The organism is Komagataeibacter europaeus (assembly GCF_002173515.1).
Lineage (GTDB): Bacteria > Pseudomonadota > Alphaproteobacteria > Acetobacterales > Acetobacteraceae > Komagataeibacter > Komagataeibacter europaeus.
This window is the reverse complement of sequence record NZ_CP021467.1, coordinates 3,058,259-3,074,023: the sequence shown is the minus strand read 5'-3', so window position 1 is coordinate 3,074,023 and position 15,765 is coordinate 3,058,259. Positions and strand designations below refer to the sequence as shown.

Below are 15,765 nucleotides of genomic sequence, written 5' to 3'. Positions count from 1 at the left end.
AACAATAAAAGTTTCCGGATGCCGCCTTTTTTGAAAAAAGCTTCGCCAGAAACTTCCTTATGACTGACAGCCTTGAGGAACAAAAAATCCCGCCATGCGCGATGCATGGCGGGATCGTGCCGATCAGCCCCAGGGCCGGGATATTCAGCCCTGCGGTCCGTCCGACAGCGGCAGGCGGGTCAGGATCGTGGTCAGGCGCTGGGCAAAGCCGGTCGGGTCCTTCGGGCTTTCGCCATCCTGGATACGGGCCATGTCCATAAGCGTCAGGGCGATGTCCTGCACCGGGTCGCCATTCTTCACCCGGGTCGCAAGATCCGCGATCAGCGGATGCGCCGGATTGACCTGCAGCACGGGCGCGGTGTCGGGCACCTGCTGGCCGCTGCGCTTCATAAGCCGGATCATCTGCAGGTCCGGTCCGGATTCGGGGGCCGCCAGCACCACGGCGCTGCTGACCAGGCGGTTGGTGCCCTTCACATCCGATACCGCATCCCCCAGCGCTTCCTTCAGCGCGGGAATGACGACGTCCAGCGCATCCTTTTCAGCCTGCGTTTCCTCCGGTGCGCCGAACTTTTCCAGATCGGTGTGGAACTGGCTGATATTGCGCAGCGGCGTGTCCTTGTACACGCCCAGACGTTCGGGCCAGAAGGAATCCACCGGGTCGGACAGCAGCAGCACCTCGATGCCGCGGGCGCGGAAGCCTTCAAGCTGCGGGGAGGACGGCAGCATTTCCGTGCGGTCGCCAGTCAGGTAGTAAATGGCTTCCTGCTCGGGCTTCTTGCGCTCAAGATAGGCATCCAGCGTGGTCCAGCCGTCCTGCGTGCTGGAACGGAAGCGCGCGATGGTGGCCAGTTCCGTACGGTGTTCGGCGTCGTCCCAGATGCCTTCCTTGAAGGTCGGGCCGAAATTGTCCCAGAACTTCTCGAAATCCGCCTCGTCCTTGCTGCGGGTCTTGAGTTCCGAGATCACGCGGTTGGTCACCGCCTTGCGGATGCGCGCCAGCACCGGTGTCGCCTGCAGCATTTCACGCGATACGTTCAGCGGCAGGTCCTCGGTATCCACCACGCCGGTCACGAAGCGCAGCCACGGCGGCAGCAGCCCTGCGTCATCGGTAATGAACATGCGGCGGACATGCAGGCGGATCTGGCTTTCGCGCACCGGTTCGGCGAATTCGAACGGCTTGCTGCCGGGAATGAACAGCAGCGCCGAGAATTCCAGCATCCCTTCGGCATGCCAGTGCAGCGTGGCCCATGGCGTGTCGAAGTTGTGGCTGACGTGGCGATAGAACTCGTTCAGCTGTTCTTCATCAATCTCGCCACGCGGCTTGCGCCACAGCGCCGTGCCCTTGTTGGCCGACGTTTCCTCGCCATCGTCCTTCACGATCGTGATGGGCCACGAAATATGGTCGGCCCATTTGCGCACGATGGTTTCAAGCTGCCACGAATCAAGGAAGTCGTTCGCATCTTCCTTGATGTGCATGATGATGTCGGTGCCCGCCCTGTCGCGCGTCGCCGGACTGATCGTGTAGTTGCCCTTGCCGGTGGAGGACCAGCACCAGGCTTCATCACTGCCCGCGCGGCGCGAGATCACGTCCACCCGGTCCGCCACCATGAAAGCGGCGTAGAAGCCCACGCCGAACTGCCCGATCAGGCTCGGCTTGTCCTCGGGCCTGGCATTGGCCAGTTCCTCGCCAAAGGCACGGGTGCCCGAACGCGCGATGGTGCCAAGGTTGCGGGCAAGGTCTTCCTTGCTCATGCCCGCGCCATCGTCGCTTATGGTCAGCAGGCGGGTGTCCTTGTCGGGATTGATGCGGATCTTCGCATCATCAGGCAGGGCGCGGGCACCATCAGTCAGGGCCTCGAAACGGCGCTTGTCGGTGGCGTCCGCCGCATTGGCGACGAGTTCGCGCAGGAAGATCTCGCGTTCGGAATAAAGCGCATGCACCACCAGGTCGAGCAGGCGGCCGACCTCGGCGCTGAATTCATGCTGTTCGCCCATGGCTTCGGGCGGGGTTGTCGTTGTGTTTTCCGTCATTGCCGGTCCTTTGTTCATGGAAATATGGTCAGGTTTCAATTTGTAATGAATATGGAAATCTTCGCGGCGTTTTCAATGGCCTGCGTGCAGGAGGAAATGGGGAGCGTTTCGGTATCCCGCCTGTAAAAGGTCATTTGAAAAATCAGGCCGGGAAACATCGGGCAATCAGGAAAAGTTCTTGGCGAAGCTTTTTTCAGAAAGCTTCGGGAAACGCCGCCTTTTGGAAAAAAGGTGGCACCCGGAAACTTTTCTCATTTCCTGTCAATCCGTTATTTCAAAACCCGCTTTCAATCAAAATCCGTCGGCAGGGCCGGATCGCGGACATGGTCGAACATACGCGCGATCTGGTGGGGCAGGACGCGGCCCATGGACAGGTCCGTGGGAATTTCATCGGGGCCAAACCAGCCGATTTCGGATGTCTCGACGCTGGTCCGTGCCTGTCCACCAGTCAGCGCGCATATGAAATACAGCGTGTGGCATGAAAACGGCGCGGATGGATGGCCCTGCCGGTCACGGTCCCATACGGCGGCAAGCTTGGTCACGCGGACATCATATCCGCTTTCCTCGCGCACTTCCTTGACCGTGTTTTCCACCGGACTGAGGTTCACATCCGCCCAGCCACCGGGAAGGGTCCAGCGGTCATGGTCCAGTACTTCACGCACCAGCATGATCCGTTGGCGGTCATCAAACACGGCGGCCCGCACCGTCACCTTTGGCGTGGCATAACCGTCCTGCTGGCTGAACAGATCCAGCACGCGCGTCATGTCGGCATCACTGCCTGCGGCCATCATGTCGGCTGCGATCTGCCGTATGCTTTCATAACGTTCACGGTCGAACGGGCTTTCAGCATAGGTCAGGCCACTTTGCGCCAGCGCCTGCAGGTCACGGGCCCAGATCAGCCATTGCGGGGTTGTCATGCATTTTCTCCTTCGGGTGACCAGCCGGGCGGGGCCAGTTCAAACTGGCTGAAGACAAAAGCGGGCGCGACCTGACAACCCATGAGGCTCCATGCCCCCTGGCTGGCCGCCGCCTGCCATGCGCCCGGTGGCACCACCGCCTGCAGCACCTGCCCCTGCGCGGGCAGCGGCCCCAGCACGATCCGCTCAACGGGCGCGCCCTGCCCCGCCGCGATTTCAAGCAGCAGCGGGCTACCGCCCTGCCAGCACCAGATTTCCGCTGCATCAACCCGGTGCCAGTGCGAACGTTCCCCTTCCGCCAGCAGGAACGTGATGGTCGAAACCGCGCCACGCGGGCCATCAGCGGATGCGTCACGCCATATCTCGCGGTAGCTGCCGCCTTCGGGATGAGGTTGCAGGTCCAGCAGTCGCCGCACGGTTGCGGCAGGCGTGCCGGGATCGCGCAAATCTGTCATGGTGGTTCTGGCTCCGGTCATGATCTCATGCCCCGGCGTAACGCCCCTGCCGCCAGACCGCAAATGGCAGGCATGATAAGGAATAAAAGTTTTCGGGTGCCCTACGGCCCGCCACCATCCGGCGATGGCGTGAAATCGAGGTTCTGGTCCGTATAGATTTCCATCACCTCGCTAAACGGACGACCCTGCCCGTCGCGCAGCACCGCGCGCTGGCGCATGATCGTGGCCGGCGCCACGACCCGCCCGCTGGCCGCCCCGAACAACGGGCCGGGCCATGGCGCCCATAACGGGGCAAGCTGCAGCCGCTCACGGGTGAAATGCAGCGGTGCCACGACATGGCCAAAGGCTGTATCCGTATTTTCCAGCGTAGCGTTCATTTCCGGCGTCAGCAGATCAGGCACATACCAGTTATCCGCAACCGAAAGCACATGCGTGCCGCAGGTCAGCCGGACCCGCCGGTGCCGCACCGCCTGCGTGGCGCCTATGCCCAGATCGGCCCGCACCTGCGCGGGCACCGGGTCAGGCTGCGACAGGGGCGCCTTCTGCGCCACCACCACGGGGCGGGCGGCCATATGGTGGGTGGCGCACCAGTCTTCCAGCGCCAGCGTGGCGCTGGCGTGGGTCCGCAGCGTCTTTTCCAGTGCCTGCACGACTGTCAGCAGGTTCGCCCGCCCGGACGGGGTATCAGGCCAGGACAGGCCATCCGCCCGGGCATAACCGGCATTGAACAGGCCAGCCCCCACGATTATCGCCGCCACAAACCGGCCCCTGCCCATGCCGCGTCGCTTCACGGCGCCATGGTCCGCCCGTGCACATGCACCGTAACCTGCTGGCTGTCGTCCACGGCTGACGTGCCCAGCCAGACCCGGAAGCGGCCCGAAGGGATGTCCCACCGGTCATGCCTGCCATCAAAATGGGCCAGCAGGCGCGGATCGACCTGCACCGAGACCTGACGGCTTTCACCCGGCGCCAGCTTCACGCGCTGCCAGCCCGCCAGCCTGCGCGCCCCCCCATCGGGCAGGCCGACATAGACCTGCGGCACGTCCACGCCGGGACGCGTGCCGGTATTGCGCACGTTGAACGTCACCGTCAGTTGCTTGTGGTGATACCCCGCCACCAGCCCATCGGTCGCAAAGGTGGTGTAGGTCAGGCCATGGCCGAACGGATAGAGCGGCTTGAGGTGATTGCGGTCGAACCAGCGGTAACCGACATCGCTGCCTTCGTCGTAAACCAGTTCCTGATCGGTGTGGAACTGCATTTCGAACACGTTGTTCGCGTTCACGCCCGCGATATCGGGATGGGCCAGCTGGGATTCAGCCTGCGGGAAGGTCATGGTCAGATGACCCGATGGCGCGACCTTGCCAAACAGCAGCCGGGCGATGGCGGTCCCGCCCCCGGAACCGGGGAACCATGCCTCCAGCACGCCCGCTACGCTGCTGTTCCACGGCATCAGCACCGGGTCGCCGGTTTCCATGACCACGACAGTGCGCGGGTTGGCGGCGGCGACGGCGGCAATCAGGGCATCGGCATTGCCATCAAGGTGCATGTTCGGCGCGTCCATCCCCTCAAAGGTGAACTGCGTTGCATACACGACGGCCACATCGGCCGCGCGGGCGGCACGGACGGCGGCGGCGATATTCGTGCCCGGATCATAGGTGATATGGGCGGCCGGGGCTTCGGCCCGCATGGCCCTGAGCGGGGAAGACGGGAAATACACCGGATCGCCCGGCCAGTCCTTCTTGCCCGGTCCCTTGACCACTTCGCCCCCGATGGGATCGACCTGGCTGGAACCGCCCCCCGAAATCACGCCCACATCCGCATGGCCGCCAATGACCGCGATGCGGGCGGTGGCGGCAAGCGGCAGGACATTGCCCTCGTTACGCAGCAGGACCGCGCCTTCTTCCTCATCACGCTGGGCGACAAGGGTGTCGGTCACCACATCCAGCGGGGCCCGCACGGGCGGGTGGTCAACCAGCCCCTGCGCGAACAGGGAGCGGACAATCCGCTGCGCCATGTCGTCAATACGCGACTGCGGCACGCGGCCCGCCTTCACATCCGCCGCCAGCAGCGTCTGGAAATAGGGGCGTGCATCGGCATGGTCCCCCGCGGATTCCTGGTCCAGCCCGGCCAACGCCGCACGGGCGGAGGAATGGGTCGCGCCCCAGTCGGACATGACGAAGCCGGGATAATGCCAGTCCTGCTTCAGCGTCCTGGTCAGCAGGTACGGGTTTTCGCACGCATACAGGTCATTGACGCGGTTATACGAACACATGACGGAACCGGGGTGCCCGGTTTCCATGGCGATCTCGAACCCCAGCAGGTCGCTTTCGCGCATGGCGACGGGGTCGATATCGGCACTCATGGTCATGCGCGATGTTTCAAGGTCATTCATCGCATAATGCTTGAGGGTGGAAATCACGTGCTGTGACTGCACGCCCGCAATGGTGCTGCCGACCATGCGGCCAGTCTGCAGCGGATCCTCGCCCGCATATTCGAAATTGCGGCCACCACGCGGGTCACGGGTCAGGTCGGCCCCACCGCCCAGCAGGACGTTGAAACCGCTCTGCCACGCTTCACGACCGATCATGGCCCCGGCCTCACGCGCCATGTCCACATCCCACGAACTGGCGGTGGACAGGCCTGATGGCAGGGAAACCGCCGCACCATCCTTGCGGATATGCGCCGGATTACGGATACCAAGCCCCGCATCGGAAATCTGCAGGTCAGGCAGGCCCGACCCCGCAGGCGCGCGCAGGTACGCCGCCGAGCCAAGCCCGCCCGGAGGGGCGACACTGCCATTGAACCCGCCGCCATCCACGCTGAACAGCAGGGACATCTTGTCTTGCAGGCTCATATGCGCGAGTACCTGCCGCGCCCTTTCATCCGCCGGGTCGGTCGGGCCTTTCGCGGCATGGGCATGCGCGGCACCGTGCGCCACCATCATGCTGCACGCCACGGCAGACAGCAGGAATATCTTGCGGGACAATTTCATGCGGCAGGCTCCTCCTTGATGATCGGGGTAGCGGCGACGCGGGCCAGGCGGTCCCATCTGCCGGCTACGGCAATATTACTGAAACACTCTATCCCCAATCCGCATGATCTGGCGCAAGGCGGGACTGGAAATTGGGGCAACAGGTGTAAAAAAACCCCACCAGCAGGTCATATACATGCCTGCGGGCGGGGTTATCGGCAAAAGCGGCCGGGCAGTTCAGGTCAGTTGCTGTTGCTGCGGGTGCGCATGTACAGGATGACAGTCTGGGTCGGGACGGAGTTCAGGTCTTCCGCATCAACGTCGCGGCTGACAACATAATCACCAAACGCACCGGGCTGCGACGTGATCCAGCGGCCATACAGGCCTTCCAGCACCGGGGCCAGCCATGTGCCCGACGGCTCACCCGCGCTGCCGACCTGCGGCAGGTCTTCATGCACGATGCGCATGGCCTGCTCTTCCGCCAGCAGTTCCAGCTTCACATAGCCCCAGTTGATCATGCCCAGCAGGGCATTCAGCTCGATCTGCAACTGGTGGATGGTGTTGCACAGGGGCGGCTGCAGACGACCAGCCATTCCGCGGCCGACCTCCCGCAACAGGTCATTCCTGACCTCGATCCCGGCCTGATCGTCAATTTCCCATGACAGGGCCTGCAGAAAAAGCGAGAAGTCCGGTTTTGCGTTGAAAGTTGTCATTACTGGTCCATAATAAGATAGTGTGCGGAAATCATGGCGCCGCTTTCAGTCCAGTTACCGGCCTTCTGCCAGCGCCCCGACAGATCAAGACGAAGATTATGGGTAAACCGATACCCTACCCTAGCATTAAAGCCACCCGTAAGACTAGCAACACTGTCCCCGGGATAATAGGCGCTATTTACCGTTTCCTGTGAGAGATAATCAGAGCTTGTCGCATTCGTCACGTAATTATTAGCCACATACTGCGCACCCGACTGCAGCAGCGAAGACGTGGGGAAGAACGGCGACGAATGTTCGTGGAAGACCTGATAACCCACGGAAGCATTCACGTCCCAGTCAAGCCGCTTGTGCTGGCCGGCATAACGGATCGGAACGGTGGCCGCGTAATAGGACTGTGGCGAGAAGTAGCCACCCTGTCCGTAGGTATAGAAATCCTGGTTGTTCCCATAACCGAAGTAGGTCAGGCTGACACCGATCCGCACCAGCATGTTGGCGTTATGCCACACCAGCGTATTGACGCCGATGCCGGCTTCACGCTCGCTGTTGCGCCGCACGTTCTTGCCGGTCTGGATCGCATAGCCACCGCCACCATATACGATGGTATTGCCCAGCGTCGCCTCGACCTGGCCATGGAAATGGTTGGTGACGACGCCACCCCATTCCTGGCTCCACTGCGAGGCCAGTTCCTTGCCGTACAGGCTGCGGGCATAGCGCCCGATGGCGGAATAGTAGTTCGGATCACGCATGCCGCCATAGGACAGGACGCTGTTGGTAATCGAACGGCGTTCGGCGCTGACGCGGAATGTCACAGGCCCGACACGTGGCGAGAACTCGACCCCACCCAGCACGTTGGTGATGGGGAAGCCGATCGGTGACGCACCCACGTCGGCCCGCACCCAGCTATTGCCGAACTGTACATCAGGCGCGAAGCCGGCTTCGCCTTCCCCACCCTTTACAAGCTGGGATTTGTAACGGCTGGTGGAACCCTGGTTGTTGCGGTTCATGTAATTGACGTACTGGTTCCACGCCTGTGTCGCCATGTCGGTGCCAAACCGGGGTACGTCATAGACCGAACCGCTATCAAGGTCACCCGACCAGATCATGGTTGGCGTGATCGAGAAGGTCAGGCTGGACTCACCCGCCTGTAGCGGCAGACGGCCGACAATGGGGATATTGGCTTCCGTCAGGCGACCCATGCCGTGTTCGCCCGAACGCGACCGGAACCCGAGGCCACCGTCAATGGACGGGGCAAGGTTTTCACGCAGCGTGTTGATCTGCCCGGAAATGGAAGACAGCATCTGGTCCGATGCCTCGGGCGAGGTCGCTTCCATGCTGTAGGATCCACCGGTGACCGGCGCGCCCAGTTCCGTCTGCCGACCATAGCCATGGTGGCGGAAGGGATTGCTGGACGGCGGCGCAAGCGCATCCTGCTCGGCCCCGGCAGCACCCGCGCCCGCCGCCATGCGGGACCCCTCGACCTGCTGCAGGCGCAGGTCGTAGGCCCGGCGCAGGTCCGCGATGGTCCGGTGGCCATGTCCGTCCGCCTGGTCGGCCACGGCCATGCTCAGCCATGCGCGGGCATCCATCGGGCTTTCCTGTACGCCATCCATCGCCAGACGGGTCGCCAGGCTCTTGTGACCACTATTGACCGCAGCCTGCACCGCAGCCTGCCGGGCATCGAGATCCTGTGGATTGTGGCGCAGCACCGCAAGGTCGATTTCCAGCGCCTTGCTTGCCTTGCCTTCACCATTGTACAGACGGGCCAGCGCCAGTTTGGGCGCCGTCGCCTCCGGATCCGCCCGCAACGCGGGGGCCAGCTGATCGTACGCCTGCGCCTGATCGCCACGCTGGTTCAGCAGGTCGGACTGGGCCACGGAAATGCCCATGCGCAACTGCTGCAGGGTCTGCTGCTGTTCCGGTGGCAGGGCATTGCCCATGCCGCTCCCGCTGCCATCGCCAAGGGGCGCAAGCAGGCGGGCGGCGGCAACCGGGTTGCTGATCTTCATATACTCGGTGGCGTAGGCCAGACGCTGGTCCGGCGACAGGTCGATCGTACGTGTCGAGGCGATACGCAGCGCCATGCGGGCATGGAGCATGTCGCCGCGCTGGCGGAACAGGTCGGCCACGGCCACGCCACGCGCACCCGTCGGGTCAGGCGGGGACAGGGCTTCCCGGATCAGGGGCACCGGGTTGGCCACCATCGACAGGCGGCTGGCCAGGTCTTCCTTGATCTCCATTTCGGTAGCGATGGAACGGATGGCCGGGGAATAATCCTCTGGCGACAGGCCGGACAGCAGGCGGCGGGTGGCCGCATCGTTGCTGGCGCCATAAGTGTACAGGATGCCTGCCTGACGATCCTGCGCCGTAACCGGATTGGCCAGGATCGGCTGCATGACACGGCCGGCTTCCGCCACGTCACCCTGCTGCTGCAGGGCATTGGCGAGGTTGATGCGCACCCACGGATCGCGCGGCGCCTGCGTCATGGCTTCACGCAGGATGGATACCTTGCGTGCCGAATCCGATGTGTGCGAGGCCGCGGCCATCAGGCCCGTCACCTCGATCTCGCCCACCTGCTCGGCGTATTGCGGTCCGACGCGTGACAGCAGCTGACGCGCTTCCGCCGTATTGCCCTGCGCCATGTCCACCCGCGCCAGCCCCATCAGGGCCAGCGGACTGTTGGGATCGCGCGCCAGAACGGACCGATATGACTGTTCGGACGCATCGATCTGCCCGGTTGTGCGCTGCAGGTCCGCCAGCATCAGCGTGGCGCCAGTGAACTGCCCCGGCTGACGCGCCAGCGACGTCAGGCGCTGCTTGGCTTCGGTATATTGATGCGCCGCGATCATCTGCCGCACGGCGGCATAGTCACCGCTGATTTCCATGCCGGCCAGCGCGGGACGCCAGCGGTCAGCCGTCTTGGGATCGGCGGCCATCGCTTCCTGGAAATAACGACGCGCTTCCGCCGCATCGCCCTGACGCATGCTGACCAGGCCCATGCCGCCCAGCGAATCCGCATCATGCGAATTGATCTGCAGTGCGGACTGGAAGGACTGCTCGGCTGCGGAAAGACGACCGGCGTTCAGCTGCTGGTAACCTGCCTGGCGTGCAAGGCCCGCCTTGTCCGGCGGACCACCAGGCGGGTGAAGCATGTGTTCCTTCAGCGCCGTATCATTGGGATGCGCCGCCAACCACTGCTGCATGAGCGGCTGCGTCTCAGGCGTGACCGGCAGCCAGCTCAGTGTCTGTCGATAGGACTGGGCTGCCGCCGCGGCTTCAACCGGCGCCTGGGCCCGGAAACTCTCCAGATCCTTCAGTCGCGCCAGACCTTCCATGCGGGTGGGGGTATTATAGGTCAGTGCCTGCGCGAAGGCGAGCTGGGCACGGTAATCCTGCGGATTGGCCGCCACGACGCTGGCCAGTCCCGCCCGTGCCTGATCCCAGTCGGCGGGCACGCCAGCCATGGTCTGGTAATATTCCACCGCCAGCGAATGGGGTGGCTTTCCGCCATTGAACAGCTTCTGGTACCCGGCCACGGCCTGCTCGTTATGGCCAGAAGCGGCAAGGGCGCGCACCTGCGACAGGTCGCCCGTCGAGATTGACCGTTCATGCAGCAGGTCGGTCAGGCTGTTCGCCGCCGTACTGCCCGGTGCAACCTGCTGCAGGTGACGCAGGGTGTCGGCTGCGGCTTCACGGTTGCCGATGGCCGTCTGGTATTCACCCTGAACCTCCAGCACGTCGGGAGAATCAGGCGCGATCCGCTGCGCGTTCTGCAATGCCTGCCGGGCGTTGTCATACTGCTGCTGCTGCAACCAGAAGCGTGCCTGCTGCAGCAGGATCTGCCGTGGCGCGGCAGTCCCGCCGGTGGCCTGTGCCCCCGTCATGGCAGTTGATGCCTGCTGTGCACGGGCTACCGGCACAGCCATCATCACCCCCATGCAGCTGCTGGCAAGCAGCCCGGCAGAAAGTGAAAAGACGTATCGTCTACTCATGATCACGATTTCTGCCTTTCTTCCTGCAGCTGCCGGCGACGGTACATCGCGTGGCGGAACAGTGCGCGCACCAAGACGGCCACCACCAGCAGACAACCGAACAGGCCGACCACAACCACACGGATCGGATGATTGTGCATATACCAGTCAGGCATGAGCCACATCGGCAGCGTGCCAACCGTATAAAGCGGTGAACTGCGGTAGGATGTCAGGTCGTCGCCATGCGCCAGCACAAGGTCGCCCTGCACTTTTGCCTGATTCTTACGCTGGCCCAGGATCTGGACCAGGTTATCCAGCCCCTGTCCGTCACCCGACAGCAGGGCCAGTACCGTGCGCCCGGATGCCAGCGGGGATTCCGCTTCCACCATCGCGCCGACACCACCGGTCAAGGTCGTCTCGACCTCGGTCGGATGGGTATTGCTGATGACCGACATCGGGTCCTGGAAGATGTTCCACACCCCGCTGAGGGTGGAACGCAGCCCCATGTGCAGCCGCCCGTCCGAAATCTGGTAAGCCGAGTTGGACAGCAGCGAGGAGACTTCCCCACTGTTCGACAGGGTGGACAGGACGATCAGGTTCCGGTCCGCCACGTCGCTTACGTGATCGGCTGAAACGATATCGACACCCGACACGGGATACCAGGTCGTCGCCCCCATGAAACCCATCAGGTCGAGATAGGCGCTGACCACCGTGCCATTGGGATGATCCGGCAGCACCACGGCAGAACGCGACAGATCGGCATAGGTGGTGAACGGATACCCCGCGCTGGCCATGTAAGCCAGGTTGGGCATGCGCGTGATATGATAGGCGTTGGACAGGTCGATGGTTGAATCCGGGTCGACCGACATGTGGATCAGGCTGGGCCCGGGGCGACAGCCAGGCTCCGTCAGCGGGGCTGCATCAAAGTAGAACTGCAGCTGATCCTGACCGAACACCATCCACGGCGGAATGGTCAGCGTATGCTGTTCCACGCCCGCGTTCTGCGTGCCCACGCCAACACGGCGCAGAAGCTGGTCCACAACGGAATTCTGCTCCCGCAGTGAATAGGACTGCAGGTAGGTGTTATTGATACCGACATCAAGATGGGAACGCGCGACATCCAAGATCGGACCATCCGGCGCGCGGAAACGCACGTTCAGCTTGTACGGCCGGTCACGCCAGGTATACAGGTCGGGGGACACGCGGAAGGGAACCGACAGGACACCCGGCGTATAACCTTCCCCCTGCAATGCGCTGACAGGCACCAGTTCACCCAGCCGGACCGGGCGGGTGGTGGGCAGGAAGGATGGCGCATCATTTGCGACACGCGGCGCCACGTCGATCGGTGCCACGTCCATGCGGCTGGCGACCGGCAGGGCACTGGAACCGAAACCGATCCCCTTGCTTGCCGTAATGACTTCATCGCGGTCACGCCCGGTCACCAGCAGCAGGGTGCCATTGGGATCGGACGGATTGGCGACCTCCATCAGGGTCGGGCCGCTGACCGAAGGCCGACCCAATGCGGATGGCAGTTCATCCGCCACACCGACCACAATGGCGTTGCCTGTCTGGGGAATGGTGGAGAAGACGGGGAAATTGACCCCGCGGTAATCGGTCTGCTGCCCGAACCATGACGCAATGATGCCGGAAGCCTTGAGCACCTCGGGATCAAATGTCTGTGCAAGAACAAACGGAATGACCACTTTCTGCCTTACAGTCTTGTCAAAGAAAGGCTGGGGCAGTCGGGCCAGCTGGCGCCGGGGGGGAAGCGGAATGGTTGTGATCTGCAGTTGTGAATGTTCGGACACACTGGCCCACTGCAGCCCGTTGGACGGGTCCGTGCATCCCTTCGATCCAGTGGCAAAGCTGAAATTCAGGCGGTTGCCGCTGACAAAGAAGATGGGGTTGACGTCAAATGACAGCGGACCAAATGCCGGGTGCGACGGATCGGGGCGCAGCGTACCGATATACTGTTCATTCAGTGTGATCGTGACCGCACTGTTGTCAGGCTGGAGGTTGGGCGACATCGCACCCGACACCACCAGACGGGCCGACGTCACCAGCTGGTCCGCCGGGATGCCGAACTGCAGGCCCTGCAGCGGTGCCGTACCCCGCATGGTCAACGCGCCTGCCGCACCCAGTTCCTGCAGGGAATAGGTATGAACGGTCGCGACATCGGAACTGGCGCCGGTCGCATTTTCGGCGTTGTCCAGTATCGCATCGGCGTTGCTGCCCGCGTCCCCTGCCGGGGCGGCGGCAGGGGACGCGTTGTTCCCAGCCTGCGCCTGGGGCTGCGCCGCAGCAGGGGCGGCGGCAGGCAAGGGAGGCAGGTCGTTACCCGTCGGCTGGGGGGCTGGCGCCTTGGATGCAATCGGGGCAGCCTGTGCTCCCGTTGCAAAGACCAGTAGCGCGATCAGGGACACCATTTTCATATCACGAGGCCGCACGACTGATCTTTCCTTCCTGTTTCTGACCACCCTGACTGGTTGTTGGCTCCCGACGCTCAACCGGCAGTGCAATTGGTTTTTTCTTGGGACGACTATGGGCAATCATCTGACCCTTCTTGCGGAACAGTGCCTTGATGCTGAGGATCAGACTCCACAGGCTTCGTAACGGCCGGTCATCCTCATAATTATTCCACTGCAGCCAGGCATCGGCACGTCCGAACACGAACCGGACCACAGATGCTTCAATCTGAATGTTATTGATCGACCACGTAAACACGGCCTTGCCGTTGGCGCTGCGGATCATGGTGGCCGGAAGGTTGACTTCCTCGCCCTCCAGTATCGCATGCACCACAACCTGTACAGGCTGATCCGGCGTCACGTCGCGCCAGGGCATATGGATCGCCACACCACCCATGGACACGTCCTCGGTAATGCCGTGGCTTGAATTGCCTTCGTAATCATAAACCGTAACGGGAATATGGGCTTCGATACGGTGGCTGTGGCGGATCTGCTTGGTTTCACGGCCCACGGCGATGGCGGCCAGCAGGATGATCAGGCTGATCACCGACCAGATGCAGTTCAGCGCGTAGGCACGTTCCGCAATGATGTCCAGATGCTGGAAAATCAGCGCATATGCCCCGCGCAGCAGGCCAAGGGCCATGACGACGGCGAAGATGATGTTCGGATAGGTGGCGTCAAGGTCGAATGTCTCGTTTTCCAGAACGCCGCCTTTTTCCGTCACGTTGAACTTGCCCTTGGAGGGGAATATCATCGTCACGATGGTCACGCGCACCAGGAACAGCGCCATGACGGTTTCGTACACTTCACTCCAGAACGAATAACGCCAGCCCCTGTTGACCTTCGCCGCCGTCGCAATCGAATGGAACATATGCGGAATGGCGTAGGCCAGCACCGCCAGTGGCGACGCGGCGATAATGTTCTGGTTGAAGAACAGGAAGGCCAGCGGGGAAGCCAGGAAGATGACGCGGGGAATGGCGAAGAAGAACGACGTCATGGCTGACAGGTAGCACAACCGCTGCCCCAGCTTCAGTCCCGGCCCCAGCATCGGGTTATCAACACGGAAGATCTGGATCATGCCACGGGCCCAGCGCATACGCTGACCGATATGCGTGATAAGGCGTTCGGTCGCCAGGCCACTGGCCAGGGGGATGCGCAGGTAGGCGGTCGACCAGCCCTTGCGCTGCATGCGCAGCGCGGTATGCGCATCTTCCGTCACGGTTTCCGTTGCGAAGCCGCCGATTTCCTCAATCGCCTTGCGGCGCAGGATGGCGCACGAACCGCAGAAGAAGGTCGCATCCCAGAAGTCGTTGCCGTCCTGAATGACACCGTAGAACAGGTTGCCTTCCGGCGGGGTGCGATACCCCACGGCCAGGTTACGCTGGAACGGGTCAGGGGAATAGAAGTGATGCGGGGTCTGCATCAGGGCGATCTTCGGATCCTCGACCATCCAGCCCATCGCGATCTGCAGGAATGCACGCGTCGGAATATGGTCACAGTCAAGGATGAGGATGAAGTCGCCCCTCGTCTGCTTGATGGCGTGATTAAGGTTGCCGGCCTTGTAATGCGTATTATCCGGACGGGTGATGTAACGCGCGCCACATTCCTCGGCAAAACGGCCGAATGTCTCACGCTTGCCATCATCCAGAATATAGACGTTCATCTTTTCGGGCGGCCAGTCAATGCCAAGCGCCGCCAGCACCGTCAGGCGCACGATGCTCAGATCCTCGTCATATGTCGGGATGAAGATATCGACCGTCGGCCATTCGTCCGGATTGGGCGAAAGGGGAAGTGGCGCGCGATGCAGGGGGATATGGTCTGGAAATAACTGAGGAACAGCATGTACAGCGCGTACAGTTCCGCCAGCAGCAGCGTGACACCCAGCAGGCCCTGGATCCACGTATCGAAGTCCAGTGTTTCCGTCAGACGCCATGTCAGGTACCGCAACGACACCAGCGCCGAAAGCACCTCAAGAAAGACCTGTGTGCGGCGGCTTTTACGCCGGCCGACGATGAAAAATACTGCGACACATATTAATGCCACAATCAACTGTTCATGTATCGACAGCGTGACTGTAGTGGCGGCGAGCAGGGCAAAAAGCCCCACAGCCCCGACTATGTAACTGGCACCGCGCAGTGACAGTATCTTGTTGGAAAAGCGGCCAAACCAACTTTCCGCAGGCGCTGACGACTGAACCTCTGACATCAATAACTCGTCCGATTAATAAATACTGATAAAACAGATA

10 protein-coding genes are annotated in these 15,765 nt (G+C 62.3%); all 10 read right to left on the bottom strand.

What is annotated here, in order from left to right; genetic code table 11:
* Nucleotides 1-144: 144 nt before the first annotated feature.
* The 10 genes from htpG to S101446_RS18470 all read right to left on the bottom strand — a co-directional run bounded on the left by htpG (nucleotide 145) and on the right by S101446_RS18470 (nucleotide 15,725).
* Nucleotides 145-2,031 (bottom strand): molecular chaperone HtpG, encoded by a 1,887-nt coding sequence (htpG, locus tag S101446_RS14135; protein ID WP_087608629.1) that lies wholly within the window; start codon nucleotides 2,029-2,031, stop codon nucleotides 145-147.
* A gap of 287 nt (nucleotides 2,032-2,318) precedes the next feature.
* Nucleotides 2,319-2,948 (bottom strand): NUDIX hydrolase, encoded by a 630-nt coding sequence (locus S101446_RS14130; protein ID WP_019085257.1) that lies wholly within the window; start codon nucleotides 2,946-2,948, stop codon nucleotides 2,319-2,321.
* Complete coding sequence (locus tag S101446_RS14125; RefSeq protein ID WP_010507040.1) at nucleotides 2,945-3,403, bottom strand: cupin domain-containing protein; 459 nt, start codon at nucleotides 3,401-3,403, stop codon at nucleotides 2,945-2,947. The genes S101446_RS14130 and S101446_RS14125 overlap by 4 nt, the downstream gene beginning before the upstream one ends.
* 101 nt (nucleotides 3,404-3,504) lie before the next feature.
* Nucleotides 3,505-4,179, bottom strand: a complete 675-nt coding sequence (locus S101446_RS14120; RefSeq protein WP_087608628.1) for a hypothetical protein — start codon at nucleotides 4,177-4,179, stop codon at nucleotides 3,505-3,507.
* An 11-nt stretch (nucleotides 4,180-4,190) separates the two neighbouring features.
* Complete coding sequence (locus S101446_RS14115) at nucleotides 4,191-6,395, bottom strand: beta-glucosidase family protein (RefSeq protein ID WP_087608627.1); 2,205 nt, start codon at nucleotides 6,393-6,395, stop codon at nucleotides 4,191-4,193.
* 221 nt (nucleotides 6,396-6,616) lie between these two features.
* Nucleotides 6,617-7,087: a cellulose biosynthesis protein BcsD gene (gene bcsD, locus S101446_RS14110; protein ID WP_010507046.1), complete on the bottom strand. Its 471-nt coding sequence runs from the start codon at nucleotides 7,085-7,087 to the stop codon at nucleotides 6,617-6,619.
* Nucleotides 7,087-11,076: a cellulose synthase subunit BcsC-related outer membrane protein gene (locus S101446_RS14105; protein ID WP_087608626.1), complete on the bottom strand. Its 3,990-nt coding sequence runs from the start codon at nucleotides 11,074-11,076 to the stop codon at nucleotides 7,087-7,089. Before S101446_RS14105 ends, bcsD begins: the two co-directional genes overlap by 1 nt.
* 2 nt (nucleotides 11,077-11,078) lie before the next feature.
* Nucleotides 11,079-13,502, bottom strand: coding sequence for a cellulose biosynthesis cyclic di-GMP-binding regulatory protein BcsB (locus tag S101446_RS14100; RefSeq protein WP_244184280.1), 2,424 nt, complete (start codon nucleotides 13,500-13,502; stop codon nucleotides 11,079-11,081).
* The gene (gene bcsA / locus S101446_RS14095; RefSeq protein WP_244184626.1) at nucleotides 13,489-15,327 is read right to left on the bottom strand and encodes a UDP-forming cellulose synthase catalytic subunit; all 1,839 of its coding nucleotides are present in this window, start codon (nucleotides 15,325-15,327) and stop codon (nucleotides 13,489-13,491) included. Before bcsA ends, S101446_RS14100 begins: the two co-directional genes overlap by 14 nt.
* Nucleotides 15,240-15,725: a hypothetical protein gene (locus S101446_RS18470; protein WP_244184644.1), complete on the bottom strand. Its 486-nt coding sequence runs from the start codon at nucleotides 15,723-15,725 to the stop codon at nucleotides 15,240-15,242. Before S101446_RS18470 ends, bcsA begins: the two co-directional genes overlap by 88 nt.
* Nucleotides 15,726-15,765 lie beyond the last annotated feature (40 nt).